This is a genomic window from Faecalibacterium prausnitzii (assembly GCF_003324185.1).
Lineage (GTDB): Bacteria > Bacillota > Clostridia > Oscillospirales > Ruminococcaceae > Faecalibacterium > Faecalibacterium prausnitzii.
Genome location: NZ_PXUP01000013.1, coordinates 41560 through 67150 on the forward strand (window position 1 = coordinate 41560; position 25591 = coordinate 67150).

22 protein-coding genes are annotated in these 25591 nt (G+C 59.3%); 14 read left to right on the forward strand and 8 right to left on the reverse strand.

Features of this window, described 5'->3' with window-relative positions; translation table 11 throughout:
• Positions 1–25 precede the first annotated feature (25 nt).
• The 3 genes from C7J97_RS09865 to C7J97_RS09875 all read left to right on the forward strand — a co-directional run bounded on the left by C7J97_RS09865 (position 26) and on the right by C7J97_RS09875 (position 2768).
• Positions 26–268, forward strand: a complete 243-nt coding sequence (locus C7J97_RS09865; protein WP_005922973.1) for an acyl carrier protein — start codon at positions 26–28, stop codon at positions 266–268.
• 51 nt (positions 269–319) lie between these two features.
• On the forward strand, positions 320–1483 hold the full coding sequence (locus C7J97_RS09870) for a hypothetical protein (protein ID WP_242983490.1): 1164 nt from the start codon (positions 320–322) through the stop codon (positions 1481–1483).
• 145 nt (positions 1484–1628) lie between these two features.
• Positions 1629–2768 carry an MFS transporter gene (locus C7J97_RS09875; RefSeq protein WP_015537302.1) on the forward strand — a complete coding sequence of 380 codons (1140 nt, stop codon included), beginning with the start codon at positions 1629–1631 and terminating at the stop codon, positions 2766–2768.
• Between the two features lie 140 nt (positions 2769–2908).
• On the opposite strand, the gene C7J97_RS09880 is transcribed toward C7J97_RS09875, so the two are convergent.
• Entirely contained in the window at positions 2909–3538 is a 630-nt protein-coding gene (locus tag C7J97_RS09880) for an epoxyqueuosine reductase QueH (protein ID WP_113992818.1), read from the reverse strand.
• 65 nt (positions 3539–3603) lie between these two features.
• On the opposite strand from C7J97_RS09880, the gene C7J97_RS09885 reads away from it, so the two are divergent.
• The 3 genes from C7J97_RS09885 (at position 3604) to C7J97_RS09895 (ending at position 6272) form a co-directional block, all read left to right on the forward strand.
• On the forward strand, positions 3604–3828 hold the full coding sequence (locus tag C7J97_RS09885; RefSeq protein ID WP_097779183.1) for a DUF896 domain-containing protein: 225 nt from the start codon (positions 3604–3606) through the stop codon (positions 3826–3828).
• A gap of 200 nt (positions 3829–4028) precedes the next feature.
• Positions 4029–5321 carry an adenylosuccinate synthase gene (locus tag C7J97_RS09890; RefSeq protein ID WP_097785387.1) on the forward strand — a complete coding sequence of 431 codons (1293 nt, stop codon included), beginning with the start codon at positions 4029–4031 and terminating at the stop codon, positions 5319–5321.
• Between the two features lie 48 nt (positions 5322–5369).
• A complete protein-coding gene (locus tag C7J97_RS09895) occupies positions 5370–6272 on the forward strand; it encodes a DegV family protein (RefSeq protein ID WP_112121018.1) in 903 nt (300 codons plus the stop codon).
• Positions 6273–6413: 141 nt separating this feature from the next.
• Here the strand turns inward: C7J97_RS09895 and asnA are convergent, their stop codons facing one another.
• The 7 genes from asnA to C7J97_RS09930 form a co-directional block, all read right to left on the reverse strand.
• Positions 6414–7427 (reverse strand): aspartate--ammonia ligase, encoded by a 1014-nt coding sequence (gene asnA / locus C7J97_RS09900; protein ID WP_113992817.1) that lies wholly within the window; start codon positions 7425–7427, stop codon positions 6414–6416.
• A 185-nt stretch (positions 7428–7612) separates the two neighbouring features.
• A complete protein-coding gene (locus tag C7J97_RS09905) occupies positions 7613–8326 on the reverse strand; it encodes an ABC transporter ATP-binding protein (RefSeq protein ID WP_005922988.1) in 714 nt (237 codons plus the stop codon).
• Between the two features lie 3 nt (positions 8327–8329).
• A complete protein-coding gene (locus C7J97_RS09910; RefSeq protein ID WP_113992816.1) occupies positions 8330–9169 on the reverse strand; it encodes an ABC transporter ATP-binding protein in 840 nt (279 codons plus the stop codon).
• Entirely contained in the window at positions 9162–10190 is a 1029-nt protein-coding gene (locus C7J97_RS09915; RefSeq protein ID WP_005922992.1) for a branched-chain amino acid ABC transporter permease, read from the reverse strand. Before C7J97_RS09915 ends, C7J97_RS09910 begins: the two co-directional genes overlap by 8 nt.
• 12 nt (positions 10191–10202) lie before the next feature.
• On the reverse strand, positions 10203–11081 hold the full coding sequence (locus C7J97_RS09920; RefSeq protein WP_005922993.1) for a branched-chain amino acid ABC transporter permease: 879 nt from the start codon (positions 11079–11081) through the stop codon (positions 10203–10205).
• A gap of 155 nt (positions 11082–11236) precedes the next feature.
• The gene (locus C7J97_RS09925; RefSeq protein ID WP_113992815.1) at positions 11237–12448 is read right to left on the reverse strand and encodes an ABC transporter substrate-binding protein; all 1212 of its coding nucleotides are present in this window, start codon (positions 12446–12448) and stop codon (positions 11237–11239) included.
• A gap of 273 nt (positions 12449–12721) precedes the next feature.
• Positions 12722–14143, reverse strand: a complete 1422-nt coding sequence (locus C7J97_RS09930) for an MATE family efflux transporter (RefSeq protein ID WP_005922997.1) — start codon at positions 14141–14143, stop codon at positions 12722–12724.
• Between the two features lie 363 nt (positions 14144–14506).
• Here C7J97_RS09930 and eno point away from each other — a divergent pair, with 363 nt between their 5' ends.
• The 8 genes from eno (at position 14507) to rfbC (ending at position 25588) form a co-directional block, all read left to right on the forward strand.
• Complete coding sequence (gene eno, locus C7J97_RS09935; protein ID WP_113992814.1) at positions 14507–15793, forward strand: phosphopyruvate hydratase; 1287 nt, start codon at positions 14507–14509, stop codon at positions 15791–15793.
• A 699-nt stretch (positions 15794–16492) separates the two neighbouring features.
• Complete coding sequence (locus tag C7J97_RS09940; protein WP_242983491.1) at positions 16493–18598, forward strand: diguanylate cyclase; 2106 nt, start codon at positions 16493–16495, stop codon at positions 18596–18598.
• Between the two features lie 17 nt (positions 18599–18615).
• Positions 18616–19443, forward strand: a complete 828-nt coding sequence (locus C7J97_RS09945) for a substrate-binding periplasmic protein (RefSeq protein ID WP_242983492.1) — start codon at positions 18616–18618, stop codon at positions 19441–19443.
• A complete protein-coding gene (locus tag C7J97_RS09950; RefSeq protein WP_242983493.1) occupies positions 19433–22012 on the forward strand; it encodes a response regulator in 2580 nt (859 codons plus the stop codon). The genes C7J97_RS09945 and C7J97_RS09950 overlap by 11 nt, the downstream gene beginning before the upstream one ends.
• 142 nt (positions 22013–22154) lie before the next feature.
• The gene (locus C7J97_RS09955) at positions 22155–22949 is read left to right on the forward strand and encodes an NAD(P)-dependent oxidoreductase (protein WP_113992812.1); all 795 of its coding nucleotides are present in this window, start codon (positions 22155–22157) and stop codon (positions 22947–22949) included.
• Positions 22946–23539 carry a dipicolinate synthase subunit B gene (locus C7J97_RS09960; protein ID WP_113992811.1) on the forward strand — a complete coding sequence of 198 codons (594 nt, stop codon included), beginning with the start codon at positions 22946–22948 and terminating at the stop codon, positions 23537–23539. The genes C7J97_RS09955 and C7J97_RS09960 overlap by 4 nt, the downstream gene beginning before the upstream one ends.
• Before the next feature lie 81 nt (positions 23540–23620).
• Entirely contained in the window at positions 23621–24952 is a 1332-nt protein-coding gene (locus tag C7J97_RS09965; RefSeq protein ID WP_113992810.1) for a D-alanyl-D-alanine carboxypeptidase family protein, read from the forward strand.
• A gap of 69 nt (positions 24953–25021) precedes the next feature.
• The gene (gene rfbC, locus C7J97_RS09970) at positions 25022–25588 is read left to right on the forward strand and encodes a dTDP-4-dehydrorhamnose 3,5-epimerase (RefSeq protein ID WP_005923016.1); all 567 of its coding nucleotides are present in this window, start codon (positions 25022–25024) and stop codon (positions 25586–25588) included.
• Positions 25589–25591: the final 3 nt, after the last annotated feature.

Consider the following 25591-nt stretch of genomic DNA (forward strand, 5'->3'; position numbering starts at 1 on the left):
CGCAACAGAAAGGAAGCATAATACGATGGAACGTGCAGAAATCATTTCTCAGATCACGGCTATTCTGGAGGATGTCGCAGAGGTATCGCCGGAGGATGTGACCGAAAGCAGCGTCCTGATGGACGATCTGGATCTGTCCTCTATGGAGATCCTGACCATTGTGGCAGATCTTGAAGAGACCTTTGGCCTGCGCATCCCGGAAAAGGAGCTGCGCAACTTTGTCACCATGGGTGATCTGGTGGATTATCTGGCAGCAAACGTGGGGTAAAAACCAATGGAAACACAGCAGCGCTCGACGGAATATAACTTTCAGGGAATCATGTACTTTTTCCGTCGGGAAAAGATCCAGTGCCGGTACCAGTTCTCGCTGCGGGATGCGGTGGATATCACCCTTTTGCAGCGGGCACTGACAGCGGCCTTGGCAAGTGCGCCCTATTATACCCAGCGTCTGGTGCAGGAAAAGCGGGAGATGTGGCTGGAGCCCAATACGGAGCCCTGCCTTGTGTACCCCGGCAGCACCATGCGCAATATCCCGGAACAGGCGAACGGCTACCTGTTCTGCGTCAGCTGCGAAGGGGATACCGTCTACTTTGACTGGCATCACTTCCTGCTGGACGGCCACGGGGTATCGCCCCTGCTCACCAGCATTCTGGAGCAGTACTGCAACCTGCGTTACGGCACGGCCTTTGCGGTGCCGCAGATCGTGTGCGACCCGCCCTATGATATGGAGGCCATGCTGGCAGAGTACCCGCCTGTGGAGTACGGGAGCGATGTCATCCAGCGGGATGTGGTGCAGACCTACGAGGGTGCGCTGCGCCGCACCCGGGTGTGCCTGAGCAAGCAGAGCCTTGTGGAAAAAGCGCTGGCGAACAACGCAAAGCCGGTAAGCGCTCTGATGGGTCTGCTGTGTATGGCCATGCGGGAGTATCTGGGCAAGGAGAAGATCCAGTATTCCTACTCCTCCGATACCCGCGATGTGGCCGGTGTGCCGAACGCGCTGTACAACTGCGTGTGCAGTTTCGGGCATACGGTGCAGCTGCAAGCCCAGACCCGCCTTGCGGATTTTGTGGCTGATGTAGATGCAGACATCAGGCGGGATCTGCAGCCGCAGTCCAAGCGCCGCCGCATGGCCGACCAGATGGGCTGGGTGTACAAGGTGAACCAGCAAAAGGCACCCCTGCGCATCAAGCAGCGGGTGTTCCAGATGGGCGAGTACATCGGCGGCACGATTTCGGATTTCTGGCTCAGCTATCTGGGCAATCCGCTCATGCCCGCCACTCCGGAACTGGCACAGTACACCACGGATTTTGGCGTCTGGGTGCCGCCGGACGGTGCATCCGTGGGCGTGGAGGCTGCCAGCCTGAACGGAAAGATCATTCTGTGCATCCACAACAAGGCACCCAACCCGGGTCTGGCTGATATCCTCCGCAAGACCTTTGAAAACGAAGGCGTTGCGGTGCTGGAAGCCGAAGATCTGGACTGAGAAATACTTATTATAAAAGCAAAAGGGCTGCTGCACGTTTTTTGTGCGGCAGTTTTTTTGCTGCTTTTTGTAAGAAAATCCGGTTGCAAAGATGCGAAAAAATGGTTAAATAGAGAAAGGATATTTCCGCAAGGAGAGGAACACCATGGAACAACAGAACACGCGCCTGCGCAATGCGGGCTTTGCGACCTTTTTCTTCAGCGGCATCTGTGCCATCAGCGCAGGTGTGGTGGTCAGTCTGCTGCAGGAGCGCTACGGCTTTGCCTACGGCATGACCGGTACACTGCTCTCCCTGATGAGCGTGGGCAACCTGCTGGCAGGGCTGCTGATGGGCATGCTGCCCAGTGCGCTGGGCATGAAACGCAGTGTGCTGCTGCTGACCATCGGCTATGCGGTGGGCTACGCCGTCATGGGGCTGACCGGCGCAGTGGTGCTGCTGGCAGCGGCCTTTTTTGTGGTGGGCATCGCTAAGGGCAGCGTTATCAACACCTGTACCATTCTGGTCAGTGATCACTCCGCCGACCGCACCCGGGGCATGAACCTGATGCACAGCTGCTACGCCTGCGGCGCACTGCTGTGCCCCTTCCTCATTGCGGCGGCAGCCCGGGTAAGCACCGAGCTGGCGGTCTTTCTGCTGGCAGCCGTGGGCCTTGTGCTCTGGCTGGTGTACGTTTTTACCCCGCTGCGCGGCGGCAAGAGTAAAAGCAGCGCCGAGAAGGAAGCCATCGACTGGAGCTTTCTGCGCTCTGCCCGCTTCTGGCTGCTGACCGGGCTGCTGTTCTTCCAGAACGCCGCCGAGCAGAGCGTCAACGGCTGGATGGTGACCTACTTCAAGGGCAGCGGCATCATTGCGGGCACGCTGGCGGCCTACACCGTCACTGTGATGTGGGGCGCTACGCTGGTGGGACGGTTGCTCATCGCCTTTGTGTTCCCCTTAAAAAATCCCCGCAAGGCCATGGTGGGCATGAGCGTGCTGTGCACCGTGTTCTATGTGCTGCTGGTCATGGCGCACACGCAGGGCGCAGCCATTGCGCTGCTGTTTGCCTTTGCCATCTCCATGTCCGGGCTGAACCCCACCGCCGTGGCCAGCGCAGGCCGCATGACCAGCGTGACCAGCATGGGCATCATGCTGCCGGTGGCCTCCAGCGGCGCCATCCTGATGCCGTGGGTCATCGGCATGGTGGCCGAGCGTGCGGGGCTTGCCGCCGGTATGGCCTCCAACATCGTGCCCTGCGTGGGTCTGGTGGTCTTTACGCTGCTGGTGGCTAGACTGCCGGAGGAATGATGCGCCGCCTCCCTATAACCCTTTCTGTGAAAATGGGGTTCAGGAAAGTCCGCAGACTTTCCTGAACCCCGAAATTATAAATAATGATTCCGCTGATGATGCGCAAAGCGAACGCGCAGCGCATTTTAAATCATTTTGCGTTATCCCTCAATGCCTCTTGCTTTTGCGCTGAACTCGCAGCCGCAGTAGTCCTGCCGGTACAGGCCGTACTGCTCCGAAAGCTGCAGGCTGCGCAGGTAGCCGTTGTGCTTTTTGAAGTCCGAGGGCAGATGCTTTACCCCGAACTCTGTCTCCAATTCCTGCCCGATGGCGTTGATGCGGGCAGCGTCCTTGTGGGGGCTGATGGACAGGGTGGTGGTGAACCAGTCAAAGCCGTTGTCCCGTGCGTACTGCGCCGCGCGGCGCATCCGCAGCCGGTAGCAGACGGTGCAGCGGCTGCCGCGCTCCGGCTCGTTTTCCAGCCCGGCTACGGCGGTGTAGAACTGCTGCGGGTCGTAAGTGTCCTCCACCACGGTCACCCCCAGCGGGTGGGCTGCCGCCACGAACTTTTGCAGCTCCTCGCCCCGGCGGTAATACTCTGCCGCCGGCCATGTGTTGGGGTTATAGTACAGCACCGTGATCTCAAAATACCGGCACAGCTGTTCCAGCACGGCGCTGGAACAGGGGCCGCAGCAGGCGTGGAGCAAAAGGCGCGGGCGGGTACCGCCAAGGCCTGCCAGCACGGCGTCCATCTGCTGGGCATAGTTGCGTTGTGTTGCCATTGGTATCATCCTTTGCTATAATGGTCTTGCCTACATTATAGCATATTTTACGATGAAATACAGGAGGTTCTCCCATGACGGAAGAAAAGATCGCCCGCATCAATGCGCTGGCCAAAAAGAGCAAGACCGCCGGCCTGACCGAGGCCGAAAAAGCCGAGCAGCAGGCACTGCGGCAGGAGTATCTGGCCGACATCAAGGCCAGCCTGCGCAGCCAACTGGAGCGCACGTCCATTCAGGAACCGGACGGCACCATCCACAAGGTGACCCGCCGCACCGACCTGACCGGGGAGCGCAGCTGAGAACGGGATTTTATAGGGGGAATACGCCGCAAAAAGGTGCATTCCCCCTTTTTTTGCGCGGCAGACTGTGCTATACTATAATAGCATTGGTGCGTGCCGCAAGGGCAGCAAACCGGTGCGTTTTACCCAAGGTAGCGTATCCCGGGCAAGGTGCACGGAAAAGGCTGTCTTTTGAAAAAAGGATAAAGAGGTCATTTATTATGCTTACTGCAATTACGGGTATCAACTGGGGCGATGAGGGCAAGGGCCGCATGGTCGACCTGATCAGCCAGGAGTACGACATCGTTGCACGGTATCAGGGCGGCAACAACGCAGGCCATACCGTTAAAAACGAGCGCGGCAAGTTCGTACTGAACCTGCTGCCCTCCGGTATCCTGCGCCCCAACGTCGTGTGCGTTATGGGCAACGGCATGGTCATCGACCCGCATCATCTGGACGGCGAGATCAATAAGCTGCGCGAGCAGGGCATTGAGATCACCCCGGCAAACCTGAAGATCTCCGACCGCGCAACCATCACCATGCCCTACCATGTGGAGCAGGATGGTCTGGAGGAGGCACGCCTGTCCAAGACCGGCGCACAGTTCGGCTCCACCAAGCGCGGCATTGCCTATGCTTACGGCGACAAGTACATGAAAAAGACCCTGCGCATGGGCGATCTGCTGCATCTGGACGACGCCGTAAAGAAGCGTCTGGTCACCATGGTGGATTCCAAGAATCTGGTCATGGAGGGCAGCTACAACGCAGCGCCCATCAGCGTGGACGAGATGTGGGCATGGCTCGAAAAGTATGCCGCCATCTTCAAGGACTATATCTGCGATGTGGGGCAGTATCTGGCCGATGCCGATGCAGCCGGCAAGAAGGTGCTGTTTGAGGCACAGCTGGGCGCACTGCGCGATATCGACTTTGGTATCTACCCTTACACCACCTCCTCCAACGTCATCGGTGCTTATGCACCCATCGGTGCCGGTATCCCCGGCCACAAGCTGCACAACTCCATCGGCGTCATGAAGGCTTACTCCTCCTGCGTGGGCGACGGCCCCTTCGCCGCCGAACTGGCCATGACCGAGGAAGAGAAGCACGCTCTGCGTGAGGCCGGCCACGAGTACGGCGCAGCCACCGGCCGTCCCCGCCGCGTGGGCCCTATCGACCTGGTGGCAAGCCGCTACGGCGTGTTCTGCCAGGGCTGCGACGAGGTCGCTCTGACCCTGCTGGACGTGCTGGATTACATGGAAAAGATCCCCATGGTCACCGCTTACAAGCTGACCGACGGCACCACCACCACCCGCTTCCCCATGGGTGAGGCACTGGATACCGCTCAGCCCGTGGTGGAGTACCTGCCCGGCTGGCACTGCGATATCACCGCAGCCCGCAAGTGGGAGGACCTGCCCCAGCAGGCCCGCGATTATGTGGAATATCTGGAAAAGGCTGTGGGCTGCAAGATCACCTATATCTCGGTGGGCGCAGAGCGCGAGGCCTACATCCACCGCGGCTGAGCTGCCGCAAAAAGCAGCCCCCGAGTTTCAGAAAAGGAAGCGTCACAGATGTTTGATATCATTACCGACAGCGCCTGCGACCTGACGCTGGACACCGCCAAGCAGCTTGGCATCGAGGTCGTGCCCTTTTATGTATCGCTGGACGGCGAGCATTACCGCAAGGAAGGGCTGGAGATCCCTGTGCGGGACTTTTATCAGTTCATGGTGGATAACCCGGCGGCCTACCCCAAGACCAGTCTGGCCTCCATCGAGGACTTTGAAAAGACCTTCCGCGCACACGCCGAGGCGGGTCGGGCGGTATTGTGTCTGGTGTTCACCGGCAAGATGAGCGGCTGCGTGGGCAGCGCCCGCAACGCCCGGGATCTGGTGCTGGAGGACTACCCCGATGCCCGCATCGAGGTCATCGACTCTGCCGCCGCCACCGTGACCGAATCCACAATGGTGGAAAACGCCGTGGCCATGCGGGATGCAGGCTGCACCTTGGACGAGACTGTGACTTGGCTGGAAGCAGAAAAATCCACCAACCAGATCTTCTTTACCGTGGGTGATCTGGACTACCTCATCAAGGGTGGGCGCATCGGCAAGGTGACCGGCCGCGCCGCCAATATGCTGGGACTGAAGCCCATGATCCTGTTCAAGGAGGGTGAGATCTTCTCCGGCGGCGTGGCCCGCGGCCGTCAGAAGAGCTTTGAAAAGGCGCTGGAGCAGCTGATGAACTATCTGGATGCCCACGGCGGTACCCCGGACGATTACCGCATCACAGTGGGCTACGGCTACGATGCCGACGAGGGCAAGCGTCTGTGGATGCAGACCCGCGCCGCCCTGCGCGCCAAGTACCCCGGCGCACAGTGTGAGGTAGGGCTTTTGCAGATCGGCTGCACCATCGCGGTGCACACCGGCCCCTATGCACTGGGCATGGGCGTCATGCGCCGCTGGAAAAAGCAGAACTAATAATATATAAAACAGAAGAAGGGACAGCCCACAGGCTGTCCCTTCTTGGTTTTTATAAAAGAAAAAGCGAAATACAGCCAAGTCCGCAGGCTTGGCTGTATTTCAAATCAAAAGTATTTTTCCGCTGAAAAAACGTTTCGTTTACAGCAGCGGGATGCCGGCCTTGGCGCAGGCCTCGCGGGTGGCCTTGTCCCACACGCTGGCCTGTACCTCACCGATGTGGACGCTGCCCAACAGCAGCATACACAGGCGGCTCTGGCCGATGCCGCCGCCGATGGTGTAGGGCAGCTCACCAGCCAGCACTGCCTTGTGGAAAGGCAGGGCGCGGCGGTCATCGCAGCCCGCCATGGTCAGCTGCTTGTCCATGCTCTCCGGGCTGACGCGGATGCCCATGCTGCTCAGCTCGTAGCTGCACTGCAGCGGGTCGTTCCAGAACAGCAAATCGCCGTTCAGATCCCAGTCATCGTAGTCCGGGGCGCGGCCGTCGTGAGGCTTGCCGCTGCGCAAGGGTGCGCCGATCTTCATCAGGAAGGTGGTGCCGTTCTCCTTGACAAAGGCGTTCTCCCGCTCCTTCGGGGTCAGATCGGGGTACTTATCCTCCAGTTCCTGCGTGGTGACAAAGGTCACGTTGGGGGTGTGCAGGGGCAGCTCCTGCAGTTGGGGGAACATGGCGTGCAGGTTCATCTCGGTGGCGCACACCGCAGACACGATGCAGCGCACCACGTTTTTCAGGTAGGTCTCGTTGCGGTCCTCCACCGTGATGATCTTTTCCCAGTCCCACTGATCCACATAGACCGAGTGGAGGTTATCCAGCTCCTCGTCCCGGCGGATAGCGTTCATGTCGCAGTACAGACCCTTGCCCACGCGGAAACCGTAGTCCTTCAGCGCCTGCCGCTTCCATTTTGCCAGCGACTGCACCACCTGTGCCTCGGTGCCGCTGTCCTTGATGTCAAAGGTCACCTTGCGCTCCACACCGTTCAGGTCGTCGTTCAGGCCGGTGGAAGCCTCCAGAAACAGCGGCGCGGACACGCGGTACAGGTTGAGCGTGGCGCACAGGGTATCGGCAAACAGCCGCTTCACCGTGCCGATGGCGCGCTGGGTGTCGTACAGGTTCAGCGCGGGTTTGTAGTTTGCAGGGATGATGATCTTGCTCATAACGTTTACCCCTCATTCTGTGTGGTTTGCGCCCCGCTTTCCCGAGCCGGGGCGTGGCTTTTGCAAAGCCGGAATACTGCACCCATTATGGCACAATTTTTTACGAAAGTAAAGTGATAGCAGGAAAAAGCAGTTCCGAAACGTCCAAGGGCGTTTCGGAACTGCAAATCAAACTATTTTTCCGTTTACCCGCCCAGATAGGCGTTGCGGACGCGCTCGTTGGTCAGCAGCTCAGCACCGGTGCCGTCCATGACCACGCGGCCGGTCTCCAGCACATAGGCGCGGTCGGCCACCGAAAGCGCCATCTGCGCGTTCTGCTCCACCAGCAGGATGGTCATGCCTTCCTTGTGGATGTCGCGGATGATGTCAAAGATCTCCTGCACCAGCAGCGGCGAAAGACCCATGGAGGGTTCGTCCAGCATCAGCATGGAAGCGTTGCTCATGAGCGCACGTCCCATGGCCAGCATCTGCTGCTCGCCGCCGGACATGGTGCCCGCCAGCTGCTTGCGGCGCTCCTTCAGGCGGGGGAACAGGGTGAACACCTTTTCCTTGTTGGCGGCAATGGTGGAAGCGGGCTGGGTGTAGGCGCCCATATCAAGGTTCTCGTCCACCGTCATGTGCAAAAACACATGGCGTCCCTCCGGTACTTGTGCAAGGCCGCTTTCCACGATCTTGTGGGCGCGCACGCCCTTGATGCTCTTGCCCTTGTACAGCACATCGCCGGTGCGGGGCTTCAAAAGGCCGGAAATGGTTTTCAGGGTGGTGGATTTGCCCGCGCCGTTGGCACCGATCAGGGTGACGATCTCGCCCGCGTTGACGGTGAAAGAGATATCCTTTACGGCGTGGATGTTGCCGTAGTAGACGTTGATGCCGTCCACCTTCAGTAATGTATCAGCCATGGCTCAGCCCTCCTTTTTGCCCAGATAGGCCTCGATGACCTGCGGGTTATCGCGGATCTCGTCCGGAGTGCCCTTGGCGATGATGCGGCCGAAGTTCAGCACCGCAATACCCTCGCAGATGCCCATGACAAGGCTCATGTCGTGCTCGATGAGCAGCACGGCAATGTTGAACTCGTCGCGGATGCGGCGGATGGTCTCGGTCAGCTCCGCCGTCTCGGAGGGGTTCATACCGGCGGCAGGCTCGTCCAGCAGCAGAAGCTTCGGGTTGGTGGCCAGTGCGCGCATGATCTCCAACCGGCGCTGTGCGCCGTAGGGCAGGCTGCCGGCCTGTGCGTTGGCAAGGTCTGCCATGTGGAAGATGTCCAGCAGTTCCAGCGCACGCTCGGTGCACTGCTTTTCCTCTTTCCAGTAGTTCGGCATCCGCAGCAGGGAGGAAGCCAGATTATACTTCATGGACTCGTGCAGGCCCACCTTGATGTTGTCGATGACGCTCAGCTCCTTGAACAAGCGGATGTTCTGGAAGGTACGCGCCACGCCCATGCGGTTGACCTGATAGGTCTTTTTCCCGGCGGTGGGCATCCCGTCGATCAGGATGGAGCCGCGGGTGGGCTGGTAGACGTTGGTGAGCAGGTTGAACACGGTGGTCTTGCCTGCGCCGTTGGGGCCGATCAGACCGGCGATCTCGTTGCGGCCGATCATCAGGTTGAAGTTGTCCACAGCGGTCAGACCGCCGAAGTCGATACCCAGCTCACGCACGTCCAGAATGGGCTTTTTGTCCTTGTCGCGGTCGGTCAGAAAACCGCCGGAGGGCACACTGTGCAGTCTGGTCTTGAACTCACTCATGGTCAGCGGCCTCCTTTTTGGTATGTTTGCGGAACAGTTCGCCATTCATGGCCTTTTCCACGATGCGGCTCAGGGAGAAATCGTAGCTGCCCAGCAGTCCGCCCGGGCGGAAGATCATCATCAGCACCAGCACCAGCGAATAGACCACCATGCGGTAGCTCTCAAAGCTGCGGGTAGCCTCGGGCAGGATGGTCAGCACGGTAGCGGACAGAATGGAGCCCAGCATGGAGCCCATGCCGCCCAGAACCACCATGACAAGGATCTCAATGGACTTCATAAAGCCGAAGGTGGAGGGGTTCAGCACGCCGATGTAGCAGGCGTACAGGCCGCCCGCCAAGCCTGCGAAGGCAGCGGAGAAGGCAAAGGCCATCACCTTATAATAGGTGGTCTGGATGCCGCAGCTCTCGGCGGCGATCTCGTTGTCGCGGATGGCCAGCACAGCACGGCCGTGGCGGCTCTTCATCATGGCGTGGATGAGGAAACAGGTGATGACCACGCACAGGAACACGTTGGTAAAGTTGGAATACTTGGGGATGTTCTTCAGGCCCTTGGAGCCATAGAACAGCTTGAAGCCCAGAACATCATCGATGTTGTTCAAGGTGATGCGGATGATCTCGCCAAAGCCCAGCGTCAGGATGGCCAGATAGTCGCCGGTCAGGCGCAGGGCAGGGATGCCGATAAGCACCCCGAACAGCCCGGCAATCACCCATGCCAGCACCAGACCGATGGCAAAGGCCACGCCCTTGGGCAGGCCCGAGGATTTGGTGAACAGGGCGCAGGCGTAGGCACCTACCGCCATAAAACCGGCGTGACCCAGCGGCAGCTGCCCCAGATAACCGGTGGCAACGTTCAGCGAGACGGCCAGAATGATGTTGATGCCCACGGTCAGCAGCACCTTATTCTGGTAGGTGGACAGCATATTGCCGGTCACATAGGAAAGCCCCACGAACAGCAGCCCCACCAGCACCAGATTCATCAGGTAGCGCACGGGCATTTTGAGGGTCTTGCGTTTGGTATTCATCGTTATGCCCCCTTACACCTTTTCCTGCACCTTGCGGCCAAGGAAGCCCGTGGGCTTGACCAGCAGCACGATGATCAGAATTGCAAACGTAACAGCGTCCTTCCAAGCGGAAAGGCCGATGGCGGAAACAAAGCACTCGCACAGGCCGATGGCAATGCCGCCGACCATAGCACCCGGGATGGAGCCGATGCCGCCCAGCACGGCGGCGACGAAGGCCTTCAGACCCAGCATGGAGCCCATGGTGGGGGTGGCCTGCGGGTAGGAGCAGCAGTACAGCACGCTGCCGATGCCCGCCAGCGCCGAGCCCACGGCAAAGGTAAAGGAGATGGTGCTGTTGACGTTGATGCCCATCAGACGGGCAGCATCCATATCCTCCGAAACGGCGCGCATGGCCTTGCCGAGCTTAGTCTTTTGCACCAGAAAGGTGAGCACCAGCATGGACAGCACGGTGACCACCAGCGTGATGATGGAGGTAAGACCCAGCGGCACCTTGCCCAGACGGAAGGTCTGGTTGGTGTAGTAGGCGGGGATCACCTTTGCACCCGAGCCGAGGATCAGCTCTGCCGTGTACTCCAGAAAGAAGGAGACACCAATGGCGGTGATCAGCAGCGAGATACGGGGTGCGCTGCGCAGGGGGGTGTAGGCGATCTTTTCGATCACCACGCCCAGCAGCGTACAGGTGATGATGGTGGCGCACACAGCGGTGACCGGGCCAAGACCCAGCTGGTTCATGACGAACCACGACATGTATGCGCCCACCATGATGACATCGCCGTGGGCAAAGTTCAGCAGCAGGATAATGCCGTACACCATGCTGTAGCCCAGTGCGATCAGTGCATAGATGCTGCCAAGGGACAAGCCGTTGATCAGCTGGCTAAAGAACACTGTCATGGTTGGATACTTCCTTTCTTTGCGGCGTTTACACTTTTTGATATAAAAAACGGAGAACGCCTGACCAGAAAAAAGCTGTTCCGGCGTTCTCCAAAAAAATCATGGGGTTTGCTCTGTGCGGGCGGCTCCATCACCGGTGGATGGAACAGCGCGGATCAGAACATTTCCTTCAGCTCGGGCTTGCCGTCCACGTAGGTCAGGATGGCAGTGCTCTTGACGGGGTTGTGGTGCTCGTCGAAGGTAAAGGTGCCGGTGATGCCCTCGATGGTGCCGCCGGCAATGGCATCGATGACGGCCTGCTTGTACTCGTCGGAGCCGGCCTCGAGGCCCTGCTCCTCGGCAGCCTTGATGCCATACACGACGGTCATGGCAGCATCATAGCCCAAGGGTGCAAAGCCGTTGGGGTAGGCCTCACCGTACTCGGCCTTGTAGGCATCCTCAAACGCGGTGCTGGAGCCCTTAGCGTAGCAGGCGCAGAAGTAGGAGTCCTTCAGCTGGTCGGCGGTGGCGTAGCCCTCCAGACCATCCCAGCCGTCGCCGCCGAGGAAGGGAACGGTCAAGCCGATGCTCTCAGCCTGAGCCAGGATCTGACCCACTTCCTGATAGTAGTTGGGGCAGAACACCATCTCGGGGTTCTTGCCAAGGATGCTGGTCAGCTGGGTCTTGAAGTCCACGTCGCCCTCAGAGTAGCTCTCCTGATCCACGACGGTGCCGCCCTTTGCCTCAAACTCCTTGACAAAGTTCTCGGCCAGACCCTCGTTGTAGTCCTTGCCCTTCAGGAAGATGACGGCTGCCTTGGTGTAGCCCAGCTTCTCGTAAGCGTAATCTGCCATCTTCACGCCCTGGAAGGGGTCGGTGAAGCAGGCACGGAACACATTCCCGTTCACGGTGTCGGTCTCGGCATCGTAGGTAACAGCCTCGGCAGTAGCGGAAGCGGTGACCATAGGCATATTGTAATCGGCGCTCTCGGCGGCAACAGCCAGCGTGGGAGCGGTGGTTACATCGCCCACCAGAGCGGTGATGCCCTGATCCACCATCTTGGTAAAGCAGGTCACAGCCTGCGTTTCATCGCCCTGCTCGTCCATGGCGATGATCTCCAGCTGCTTGCCGTTGACACCGCCATCGGCATTGACCTGCTTCATGTACAGGCTGGCACCGTTTACAACAGCCTGACCGTAAACGGAAGCGTCACCGGTCAGGGGGCCCATCACACCCACCTTGATAGTGCTGCCGGAAGCAGCAGCGGAACCGGCTGCAGAAGAAGCGGCCGTGCTTGCGGAAGAACCGCCGCAGGCAGTCAGAGCGCTTGCTGCGGCAACAACACCGGCAGCAGCCATGAACTGACGACGAGTGATCATCTTTTTCATAAAAATCTCCTCCTCCGGAGTGTTCTATAAAGTAAATTGATAAAAACGGAAGCAAGGCCCTTCCCCTCTAAAGCGGCCTTGCTTCTGTTCTTGTCTGTTATTATAGCTATCTGGGTTCAAATCCGCAATTCACAAACCGTCCATACTTTTGGGCGCATTTTCTCGGCTTTGTTGATACTTTATACAAAAATTAAAGCGTGATTTTGTGCACTATTTCAAATTGTTCATTTTGTTTATCTGTGACATGAAACAAATTCACAAGTTGCAAAATGGTTACAGGGTCTCCATCTCGGCGTCGGCGGCAAATTCGGCCTCGGCGCGGACTTCGGCGGCCTGTCCCTCGGCCTCGGCAACAGCCAACGGCTCTGCCAGTGCCTTGCGGATGGCGGTGACGTAGAACACCATGGAAAGCGCCGTACCGATGCACCAGCCCACAGGCCATGCCATCCAGATGCCGGTGGAGCCCAGCGCGGTGGCGCTGAGCACGGCGGCAATGCCCACGCGCAAAATCAGGTCGGTGAAGGTGGCGATCATGAACCGCACCATCAGGCCGCAGCCGCGCAGGATGCCGTCTGCCACCAGCTTGACCGATACCACAAAGTAGAAGGGGGAGAGGATGCGCAAAAACAGCATACCGGTGTCAATGGCAGGGCCCTGCGGGTCGTTCATGAACAGCAGCAGCAAAAAGCGGCCAAAGAAGAAGTACAGCACCACCAGCGGCACGCACAGCAGCCACACCAGATTGCGGCCTGCGCCAAAGCCTTCCTTGACGCGGTCCATCTTGCCGGCACCCATGTTCTGGGAGGTGTAGTTGGAGATGCCGTTGCCCAGGGTGGTAAAAGAGGTGATGACCATGTTGTTCAGCTTGACGGCGGCAGAGTAGCCTGCAATGACGCTGGCACCAAAGGTGTTGATAATGCTCTGCAGGATGATGTTGCCCACCGAGACAAAGCTCTGCTGCAGGATGCTGGGCACAGCCACCACGGCCACCTTGCCCAGCATATTCCACGAGAACAGCTGCACATGACCCTCGGTGTGGAAAGCGCGGATGCGGCGGAACACCACCACCATGGCCAGCACGCAGCTGACACCCTGACACAGGAAGGTAGCCCATGCCACACCGGCGATGCCCATCTTGAAACCTGCCACAAACAGGATGTCCACGCCGATGTTGGACAAAGAAGAGACTGCAAGGAAGTAGAAGGGGGTCTTGCTGTCGCCAAGGGCAGAGAAGATGCCGGTGGCAATGTTGTAGAAGAACATGAAGGGCAGGCCCAGAACGTAGATATCCAGATACAGCGCAGAATCTGCAAGGATCTCCTCCGGGGTGTTGATGAGCTCCAGCAGGGCGTCGCAGCCAAACAGACCGATGCCCATCAGCACGGCGCACAGCACGGCAGAGCCGATGAGGGAGGTGTAGACCGAGGTCTTCATCTCGCGGTATTCCTTTGCGCCAAAGTAGCGGGACACGATGACCGAGCAGCCGATGTTGCAGCCGAAGGCAAAGGCGATGAAGATCAGGGTGATCTCGTAGCTGTTGCCCACCGCAGCCAGTGCGTTCTCACCGATGAACTTGCCCGCTACCAGACTATCCGCGATGTTGTACAACTGCTGGAAAATGATGCTGCCGAACATTGGCAGACAGAATTGCCACAATACCTGTGACGGCTTGCCCACCGTCAGATCCTTATTCATTGCAAAAATCCTCCTCTATAACGACTATAAATGGGAAAACAGCGAAAACGCCGCAACCAGTATAGAACCGAATCGCCAAAAAGTAAAGAAAATTTTTGGCATATCTGCCATATAAAAAACATATGGTAAGCATAACGTATCCCCGCTGCCGCAAGGGGGCAGACTGTAAACGGGTTTTCCACGGCGGTTTGCGTTCCTGTTAAAAATTTAGGTCTGCAAACATACGCACCGGCTCTTGCGCCGGGGTGCAAAGCGTGGTAGGATATTGGCGGTTAGTTATATATAACTATCTAAAAAGAGCAGTTCCCCGTCTGCCCGTCCGGGCAGTACGGGAGAGAAAATGATATTCAGGAGGGTTTCAAGATGAATTATCTGGAAATTGAATCTGTTGTTGGCCGCGAGATTCTGGACTCCCGCGGCAACCCCACTGTGGAAGCCGAGATCACGCTGGCAGACGGCACCGTGGCGCGCGGCTGTGCCCCTTCCGGTGCATCCACCGGCGAGTTTGAGGCGCTGGAACTGCGGGACGGCGACAAGAGCCGCTATCTGGGCAAGGGCGTGACCAAGGCGGTGGAGAACATCAACACGGTCATTGCGGACGCTGTGGTGGGCATGGATGCCTCCGACATTTACGCCATCGACGCCGCCATGATCAAAGCCGACGGCACCAAGGATAAGTCCAATCTGGGCGCAAACGCCATTCTGGCGGTGTCCATTGCAGCCTGCCGCGCAGCAGCCGCTTCGCTGGAGATGCCGCTGTACCGTTTTCTGGGCGGCGTAAACGGCAACCGCCTGCCTGTGCCCATGATGAACATTCTGAACGGCGGCGCACACGCAACGAATACTGTGGATACACAGGAGTTTATGATCATGCCGGTGGGCGCACCCTCTTTTAAGGAAGCGCTGCGCTGGTGCGCCGAGGTGTTCCATGCGCTGGCTGCCATCCTGAAGTCCAAGGGGCTGGCTACCTCCGTGGGCGATGAGGGCGGCTTTGCGCCCAACCTTTCCAGCGATGAGGAGACCATCGAGACCATTCTGGCTGCCATCGAAAAGGCGGGCTATCTGCCGGGCAAGGACTTTATGCTGGCAATGGACGCCGCTGCCTCCGAGTGGAAGAGCCCCAAGGGCAAGGGCTTTTACAAGCTGCCCAAGGCGGGCACCGAGTTCACCTCTGCCGAGCTGATCGCACACTGGAAGAGCCTTGTGGAGAAGTACCCCATCATCTCCATCGAGGACGGTCTGGACGAAGAGGACTGGGAGGGCTGGCAGCAGATGACCCGCGAGCTGGGCGGCAAGGTACAGCTGGTGGGCGACGACCTGTTTGTGACCAACACCGAGCGTCTGGCAAAGGGCATCCAGCTGGGTGCGGGCAACGCTATCCTGATCAAACTGAACCAGATCGGCTCTGTCTCCGAGACCTTGGAAGCCATCAAGATGGCGCACAAGGCCGGCTACAACGCCATCAGCTCCCACCGCTCCGGCGAGACCGAGGACACTACCATTGCGGACCTGGCGGTGGCGCTGAACACCTGCCAGATCAAGACCGGTGCACCCAGCCGCACCGAGCGTGTGGCAAAGTACAACCAGCTGCTGCGCATTGAGGAGCAGCTGGGCGAAAGCGCCGTCTACCCCGGCATGGAAGCGTTTTAAGTAAGACGATTCGGAATGCCCTCCGCGCTGCTATGGGCATTTTCAGCGGAAATAGTATTTTTGATTTGTTGCTCAGAAACGCCTGCGGGCGTTTCTGAGCAACTTTTTCACGGGAAGGGGTCGTAAAGGCAGACGGCAGCTGCGATACTCCCAATATTTACCACCACGGCATTTGCAATCCTGCGGCGGGCTGGTTCGTATATAAGGCAGACCGGCACCCGGCAGCAGTCGGGACGGAATGAAACGAAAGGAGCAACCCTTCCATGTTTCAAGGCCTTGGGCCGCTGCTCGGCCTTTTGGGCGGCGGCAGCTTGACTAAGCTGCTTCTGTTTTTACTGAAGGGGCTGTTCGGCTGAAACGGACGGTCTGAAAGGAGAATACCATGCTGATCGTATTGGAGCATCTGCTGGGTCGAATCAACCTGCCCGGTATGTGGTGGATCATCGCAGAGCGCTGGCTGTGAGGTGACGCCCCGCAAAGCCGCTGCACTTTTTGTGCGGCGGCTTTTTTGCGTTGCCTTACCTGCCTTTCCATTGGCAAAACTGGCAAAAAATGCTTGCATCTAGGCAGTTTTGATAATAGAATTACACTGTTACAGTATGCCCAAAAGCAGGGTGTACAGGAAGGTAAAGTTTGAAATTGCGGTAACAGGGGGTACTGCGTGCTGCAATGCGCGGAGAAAAAGGCAGGAAAGGTAAAATGGAAACAGACGAGACAATAAAAAAAGGATTTCTGCGGCTGGAACGCTATGCACAGAATATACCGGGCGGCTTCCACTGTTGTGCGGATGACCCGGAAAAAGGCTATCCCTTTATTTATATCAGCGACCGCTTTCTGGAGATACTGGGCTGGGGGCGGGCAGAGTTTGCGGCAAGGTTCGATAACCGCTACACCGCGCTGGTGCACCCGGATGATCTGGCGGCCGGGCTGCGCTACCGGAATGCGGAAAACAGCGCGACTTACGCCAAGAATGGTGACAGCATCTTCCGGATTCTGGGCAAAAACGGCTACCGCTGGGTCACCAACGCTGCCAATCAGGTGGAATGGTACGGCAAAGGCTATATCGTGGGCACTATCACGGATATCACCCCCTATATGGAACTGCGGGAAAAGCTGGAACAGCAGAACCGTACCCAGCGGGAGGCGCTGGAAACCGCCAACCATAATCTGCTGCGGATGATGCAGCAGATGGAGGAGCAGAAGGCGCAGTTTGCCCAGACTACTGCCCGGAGCATGGAAAAAGAAAAGCGCTACCGGCAGCGGCTGAACCACGACGCCCTGACCGGCACCTACAACCGCCGCTTTTACGAGGAAGTGGTGCGCAATAACCTCGGCCCGGCAGGCATCGCCCTGATGGATATCGACGATTTCAAGATCTGCAACGATACCTACGGCCACCACGCCGGAGATCTGGCGCTGGAAACCGTTGCAAAGGCCATCCGCAGCTGCATCCGGGAAACAGATCTGCTGATCCGCTACGGCGGCGACGAGTTCTTGCTGGTGCTGCCCGGCATCCCGGCGGATTATTTCAAGGTAAAGCTGGAGCAGATCCGCACCGCCGTGCAGCAAACGGTGGTGCCGGGCTACCCCCACTTCCGGCTGTCGCTGAGCATCGGCGGCGCGATGCAGACCCTTGCCGACCCTATGGAAAACGTGGTGCGCCGGGCAGATTTTATAATGTATCAGGCCAAAAACCACAAGGACGCCGTGGCGGTGGACACACAGGACAGCCGGTTGGCTGCACAGAAGGATGTCTTAGGGGAAAAGCCCGTGATCCTGCTGGTGGACGATTCCATGATGAACCGCATGATGCTTGCCGGCATTCTGGGCGAGGACTACCGCATTCTGGAAGCCGAGAACGGCAAGCAGTGTCTGGAGCTGCTGCGGGCAAACGCCGGGCAGATTTCGCTGGTGCTGCTGGATATCAATATGCCGGTCATGGACGGCTTTGAGGTGCTGCGCACCATGAACACCAACCACACCATCGAGGACGTGCCGGTGATCATGATCTCCAGTGACGACTCGGAGGAAGCCATCCGCAAGGCCTACGAGCTGGGTGCCAGCGACTATGTCAACCGCCCCTTTGACGCAAAGATTGTCTATCGCCGGGTGTCCAACACCATCAAGCTGTACGCCAAGCAGCGGCGGCTGGTGCAGATGGTGTCTGACCAGATCCGCGCACGGGAAAAGAACACCGATGTGCTGGTGGGCGTGCTGAGCCAGATCGTGGAGTTCCGCAACGGCGAGTCCGGCTCTCATGTGCGGCACATCCGCATCATCACCGAGACGCTGCTGCACCGGCTGATGGAGCTGACCAGCCGCTACGACCTGACCCCCGAGCAGCAGGATAACATCCCGCTGGCGTCGGCGCTGCACGATATCGGTAAGATCGGCATTGACGAAGCCATCCTGAATAAGCCCGGCAAGCTGACCGCAGAAGAATTTGCGGTGATCAAGACCCACAGTATGCTGGGCGCAGAGATGCTGCAAAAGACTGAAAGCTTTGCAGACCAGCCGCTGTTGCAGACCGCCTACGAGATCGCCCGCTGGCACCACGAGCGCTGGGACGGCAAAGGCTACCCGGACGGGCTGAAGGGCGACGATATCCCCATCAGTGCACAGCTGGTCTCCATGGCGGATGTGTATGACGCACTGACCAGCGAACGGTGCTATAAAAAGGCTTTCCCGCACGAAACGGCTGTCCAGATGATCACGAACGGCGAGTGCGGAGCCTTCAACCCGCTGCTGCTGCAGTGTCTGCTGGACGTGCAGGGAGAACTGAAACAGGAAATTTTACAATGGTAATGTGAGGACAATTACGCGTGACAGAACAGCGATCCAACCATAAAATACCCCGCCGCACCTTTTTAAAAGTGTGCGCGGCGGCAGCGGCAGCCGGGCTGACCGCCTGCGGCAAAACGCAGGCGGCGGCAGCGCTGCCCAAACTTACGGTAGGCAGCGATTCCTACCCGCCTTTTGTCTACCTGAGCAATGACAGCACCCCCACCGGCATTGATGTGGACATTGCCACCGAAGCCTTTGCCCGCATGGGGTATGCGGTGCGGTTTGAGATCATTGACTGGGAGCAGAAAACAAAGCTGGTGGAAAGCGGCGCCATTGACTGCATCTGGAGCTGCTTTTCCATGGATGGGCGGGAGCAGCTGTACCGCTGGGTAGGGCCGTATATGGTCAGCCGTCAGGTGGTGGCGGTCAATGCCGATAGCGGCATTGAAACGCTTGCCGACCTTGCGGGCAAGACCATGATGGTGCAAAGCACCACCAAGCCGGAAGAGATTTTCCTTGGCGGCACCGACCCCCGCATCCCGCAGTTTGGTGAACTGCTGAGCGCCGAGGACCGCAGCGTGCAGTACGCCATGCTGAACTGCGGCTATGTGGACGCCATTGCCGCCCACGAGGCCGCCATTTTGCGGTATATGCAGGATTGCAATGCCAATTTCCGCATTCTGGAGGAGCCGCTGCTGGTCACCGGCATCGGCGTAGCCTTTGCGCTGAACGACACCCGCGGGCTGGACGAAAAGCTGACCGAGACCTTTGCCGCCATGCGCGCCGACGGCACGATGAAGCAGATTGTAGGCAAGTATCTGCCGGACCCGGAAAAATATCTGGAGGTGGACGCCCTTGAACCGTAACAAGAAAACGTTCACGCCCAATATGCGGGTGGCGGCGCTCTACCTGCTGATGGGGGTGCTGCTTTTGCTGGCAGTGACCCTCTTCTCCGGGCGGGAATCCATGCGCGCTACCGAGGAATACTTTGACCGCACCATCAACTTTGTAAAAGTGCAGTCCACCAGCTACGAAAAATATAACGATACCATCACTGCAAAGTCGCTGCGCCGGATGGCGGTGTCGGTGCGGCAGCTGGCCGAAAATGATACCTTGGATCTCTACGACCCCGAAAGCCTCCGGGCAGAAACGGAGTCCCTCTGGCTTACCGGCATTGCCGTACTGGACGAAAATGGAGAATCACTGTGCGAATATACGGATGGTAATATCGATTATGCGCAGTTTGCGGAATCGCTGCGAGAGCAAGCCGCGCTGAACGTGCTGCAAAACCCGCAAAAGACCTATCTCAAGCGCATTCTGTTACAGGATGGCACGGCGGTGGATGTTGCCACCCGCCGCGCCGCAGCAGGGGACGCCGCACTGCTGGCGTACCGGGTGACCCCGCCGGAGTTTGTGGAGGGGACAGCCCTGTCCATCCAGAGCGTGCTGGACGGCTACCCGAAGAACATCAGCGGCACCATCTTTATCGTGCAGGACGACAAGGTGATCGCCGCAAACGACCCGAGCCTCATCGGACTGTACACCACGAACAGCCCGCTGGTGCAGGGCATCCGCAAGGCCGGTGCGCCCGACATTCTGACCCACACCCGCGACTGGGCAAATTCCGGCTGCTATTTCGGGATGTACAGCAACGGACAGAATTTTGATCTGTATCTCTATATCGACGAAAAATCGGTGTTCCGCAATTTCAGCAGCGCACTGCTGACGGCACTGATCTTCTATCTGATCTGTGTGGCAGTGCTGCAAACGCTGCGCCGCCGCTCCATGAAGCTTGCGGAGCAGCAAAAAAGGGAGCAGGAGCAGAAGTATCACGCCCAGCTGGAAGAGCAGAACCGCAAGCTGGAGCTTGCCGTCCGGCACGAGGCAGCGGCAAACCGCGCCAAGCGGGAGTTCTTGTTCAACATGAGCCACGACATCCGCACTCCGATGAACGCCATTATCGGCTTCACCTCGCTGGCGGCGACCCATGTTGATAATAAAGAACAGGTGCTGGACTACCTGAAAAAGATCTCCACCTCCAGCCAGCACCTGCTCTCCCTCATCAACGATGTGCTGGACATGAGCCGTATCGAGAGCGGCAAGGTGAAGATCGAGGAAAAGGCGGTGCATCTGCCGGATCTCGTGCACGATATACGCTCCATCATCCAGCCCAATATCAGCTCCAAGCGCTTAGCGCTGTTCATCGACACCATGGATGTGGTGGACGAGGACATCATCACCGACCCGCTGCGGCTGAATCAGGTGCTGCTGAACATCCTTTCCAATGCTATCAAGTTCACCCCCACCGGCGGCATGGTGAGCATCCGCATTGCTCAGAAGCCCGGCGCGCCCAAGGGCTGCGGCAATTATGAGTTCCGCATCAAGGACAACGGCATCGGCATCAATAAGGAGTTCCAGAAGCACATCTTTGAGGAGTTCACCCGGGAGGAAAGCTCCACCGTCAGCGGCATCCAGGGCACGGGTCTCGGCCTTTCCATCACCAAGAATATCGTAGACCTGATGGGCGGCACCATCACCCTTGAAAGCGAGCCGGGCAAGGGCAGCGAGTTCATCGTGAACCTCTGCTTCCCCCTCAGCGGGCAGAAGGCGGAGATCAAGCAGCTGCCCCAGCTGGAAGGGCTGCGGGCGCTGGTGGCGGACGACGACACCAACACCTGTCTGAGCGTCAGCACCATGCTTTCCAAGATCGGCATGCGCCCGGAGTGGACCATCTCCGGCAAGGAAGCAGTCATCCGCACGAAGTACGCCGTGGAGCAGGGCGATGCTTTCAGCGTGTATATCATCGACTGGCTCATCCCGGATATGAACGGCATCGAGATCGTGCGGCAGATCCGCAAGGTCATCGGGGACAGCTGCCCCATCATCATCCTGACCGCCTATGACTGGGCGGATATCGAGGAGGAGGCGCGCGCCGCCGGTGTGACCGCTTTCTGCGAAAAGCCGCTCTTCCTCTCGGAGCTGCGCAAGGTGCTGGCAGAGCCCTTCCGGGTGCAGCCGGAGCAGACGACTGCCCCGCAGCCCAAGGCAAGCTTTGACGGTAAGCACTTGCTGCTGGTGGAGGATAACGCCCTGAACCGGGAGATCGCCATAGAGATCTTAAAGGAAGCAGGCTTCCTTGTGGATACCGCCGGAGACGGCGTTGAAGCAGTGGAAAAGATGGAGCAGTCCGTGCCCGGGCAGTACGACCTGATTTTGATGGACATCCAGATGCCCCGGATGGACGGCTACGAAGCCACCCGGCGTATCCGCGCTCTGCCCGACCCCCGCAAGGCAGGCATCCCCATTTTTGCCATGACCGCCAACGCCTTTGAGGAGGACAAGCAGAACGCCGTGAATGCGGGCATGAACGGCCACATCGCAAAGCCGCTGGATATCCCGCACCTGCTGAAGGTGCTGGAAGAAGCGCTGAAATAAGAACCCGCTCAGTCATCGCTGCACGATGACGGCTCCCCCGAAAGGGGGAGCTTTTTTGTTTCTGCCGGTCAGCATCTTTCCGCTCACGCGGTTTCCTCTTCCTGCATAGGATAGTGCACAGCGGAAAAGGGGAGATGACGACATGAGGCAGACAAAGCGGTTTGCGGTGGTGGGCAGCGATGCCCGGCAGGCGGCGGCAGGGCGTGCATTGGCGCGGGCAGGGTATACGGTGGGCGGCGTGCAGCAGCTGCCGCAGGCAGACTGCATCCTGCTGCCGCTCCCGCTGGAACAGGCTGATTTGCCGCTGACGCAGCTGCTGGGCATGGCAAAGCCCGGGGCATTGGCGCTGGGCGGTAAGGTGACGGATAGCGCAAGGACCATCGCCCGGGCGGCGGGGGTGGAACTGGTGGACTACTTTGCCCGCCCGGAGCTGACCGTGTATAACGCCATCCCCACCGCCGAGGGCTGCATCGGCATTCTGCTGGAACGGCGCAGCCGTACTCTGTGGGGCGCGGCGGTGCTGGTGCTGGGCTTTGGCCCGGTGGGGCGGGCGCTTGCGGTGCGTCTGGCGGCGCTGGGTGCGCGGGTGACCGTGGCGGCACGCCGCCCGGTGCAGCGGGCCATGGCAGAGGAGCAGGGGCTGCGGGCGGTGCCGCTGACAGACCTTGCCGCCGCAGCTGCTGCCTTTGATACGGTGGTGAACACCATCCCCGCGCCGGTGCTGACGGCGGCAGTGCTGGCAGCGCTGCCGAAGGGGTGCCTGATCGTGGATCTGGCCTCAAAGCCCGGCGGTACGGACTTTGCCGCCGCCCGGCGGCTGGGGCACACGGCGCTGCACGCGCTGAGCCTACCGACGGTCTGGGCACCGGAAACGGCAGGGGAGGCGCTGGCGCGCACGGTGCAGACCATTTTGCAGGAGCGGGAGGGAACAATATGACCACAGAGAAAAAGGGCTGTCTTGCCTTTGCGGTGTGCGGCAGCTTTTGCACGTTGGAGGACGCCTTGGGCGCGGCGCAGGCACTGACGGCACAGGGCTGGACGCTGCTGCCCGTCATGAGCTTTGCCGCGCAGCAGGATACCCGGTTCGGCACCGGGGAAAGCTGGCGGCAGCGCTTACAGGCCGTTACCGGGCAACCGGTGCTGGACACCCTGCAGGCGGTGGAGCCGCTGGGCCCCCGGCGGCTGGCGCAGGCGCTGGTGGTCGCCCCCTGCACCGGCGCAACGCTGGCGCGGCTGGCGGCGGGACTTTCGGATACGCCGGTGACCCTTGCCGCCAAAAGCCTGCTGCGGGTGGGCAGCCCGGTGGTGCTGGCAGTCTCTACCAACGACGGCCTTGGCGCCTCCGGCGAAAATATGGCGCGGTTGTGCCAGCGCAAGCACTATTACTTTGTGCCCTACGGGCAGGACGACCCCTTAGCCAAGCCCCAGAGCCTGAAGGCCGACCTTGCCCTGTTGCCCGCCGCCGTGGACGCCGCTTTGCGGGGCGAGCAGCTGCAGCCGGTGCTGCTGGGACAAAGGAATGCGTAAATCTCTTTTCAGCGGGGAAAAAATGTGGTATACTTCAAATGATGTCTTGTCGGCATAAAACGGATAAGCGGAGAATATCAGATGAAAAAATTTACCGCAGCACTGTGCACTGTGCTGCTTTTGATAGGCGCTGTGCTGGTGCCCGGCGCAGCAGCAGCCGGCCCGGCGCTGGCCAATACCCGGGCATACTGCATCATGGATGCAGACACCGGCCTTGTGCTGGCGCAGCAGAATATGGACGAGGAGCTGCACCCGGCCTCCATTACCAAAGTAATGACCCTTGGTCTTGCCTGCGAGAAGGCACAGGGGGACTGGGACGATGTAAAGCTGACCGTGACCCATGAGGATGTCTACTCGCTGGCGGGCACGGATTCCAGCCATATCGCCCTGCGGGAAGGGGAAGAAGTCCCCCTGGCGGATGCGCTGTACGCCACCCAGATGGCCAGCGCCAACGACGGTGCCAACCTGCTGGCGGAGTATTTCGGCGGCGGCACCATCGCGGACGGCGTGGCGGCCATGAATGCACAGGTGGAGGAGCTTGGCCTTGCCCACACCCACTTTTCAAACCCCCACGGCATCAGCGACGACGACCACTACACCAGCTGCTACGATATGGCGCAGATCCTGCGCTGGGCGCTGCAGCAACCGGGGTTTGAGGACTTGTTCACCCGCAACGAGATGTACACCATGCAGCCCACCAACATCCAGCCGGTGACCCGCTACTTCTCCCAGCAGGATAAGATCCGCATCGGCTCCAGCCGCTACCATATCGACAGTGTGCTGGGCTCCAAGCTGGGCTATACCAACACCGCCCGGTACAGCTATGTCTGTCTGGCGGAGCAGGACGGGGTGCGGCTGATCTGCGCGACCATGCAAAGCCAGCTGAGCACCGATAAATATAACGATATGCGCACCCTGCTGGACTACGCCTTTTCCACCTATAAAAGCTACACCCAGCTGCCCGGCGGCACGGTCACCGCACAGCTGGCTGTGGCGGGCGGCGGGCAGAGCCTTGGCACCGTTACCGTAGCCGACCCCGGGGTGAAGCTGCTGCTGGCCGAGGGCTTATCCGCGCAGGACGTGACCGTGGACTTGGAGCTGCCGGAGCAGTATCTGCTTGGCGCAGAGCCCGCCGTGTATGCGGTGTACACCCTGAACGGCGGCGCGCAGCAGGAGAGCACCAGCGTGCGGGTAAAGGCGGAGATCACAGGTCTGGCGGAACTGCTGGAGCAGAGCGCCGGCACAAAGCTGGAAGCCGCCAGGGACGTGGAACCGGGCAGCAGCGCATGGCTGCTGGCGGGCATCTCGGTGGGGTGCACCATAGGTGCAGCCGTGGTTACCGTACTGGTGCTGCGGGTACATTCCCGCCTGAAAAAGCGCCGCAAAACGGCAAGGCACCATAAAAAAGCGTAAAAGCCTGTTCAAAACCAGACTTTTCCAGATAAAGAAAAAGCTTTCAGAAAAAAAGAGAGGTACAATATCATGGGTAAGTTTATTTTTACGCAGACCGAGATCCCCGGCGTGGTGGTCATTGAGCCGCAGGTGTTTGGCGACGACCGCGGCTATTTTATGGAGACCTACCAGAAGGACCAGTTCGCAGAGGCCGGTATCGACAAGGAATTTGTGCAGGACAACCAGAGCCGCTCCACCCGGGGCGTGCTGCGCGGGCTGCACTTCCAGAAGAACCACACCCAGGGCAAGCTGGTGCGCGTGACCAAGGGCGAGGTGTATGACGTAGCCGTGGACTGCCGTCCCCACAGCGCTACCTTTGGCAAGTGGGTGGGCGTGACCCTTTCCGAGGACAACAAGAAGATGTTCTATATCCCGGAGGGCTTTGCCCACGGTTTTCTGGTGCTGAGCGATGTGGCAGAGTTCTGCTATAAGTGCACCGATGTCTACGACCCCACCAGCGAGGGCGGCATCCCCTACGATGACCCCACCGTCAACGTGCAGTGGCCGGACTGCGGCTGTGAGCACAAGACCAGCGCAAAGGACAAGCTGCACGAGCCCTTTGCCGCCCAGAAGTTCGAGTATTTTGAAAAGTGGTGATCG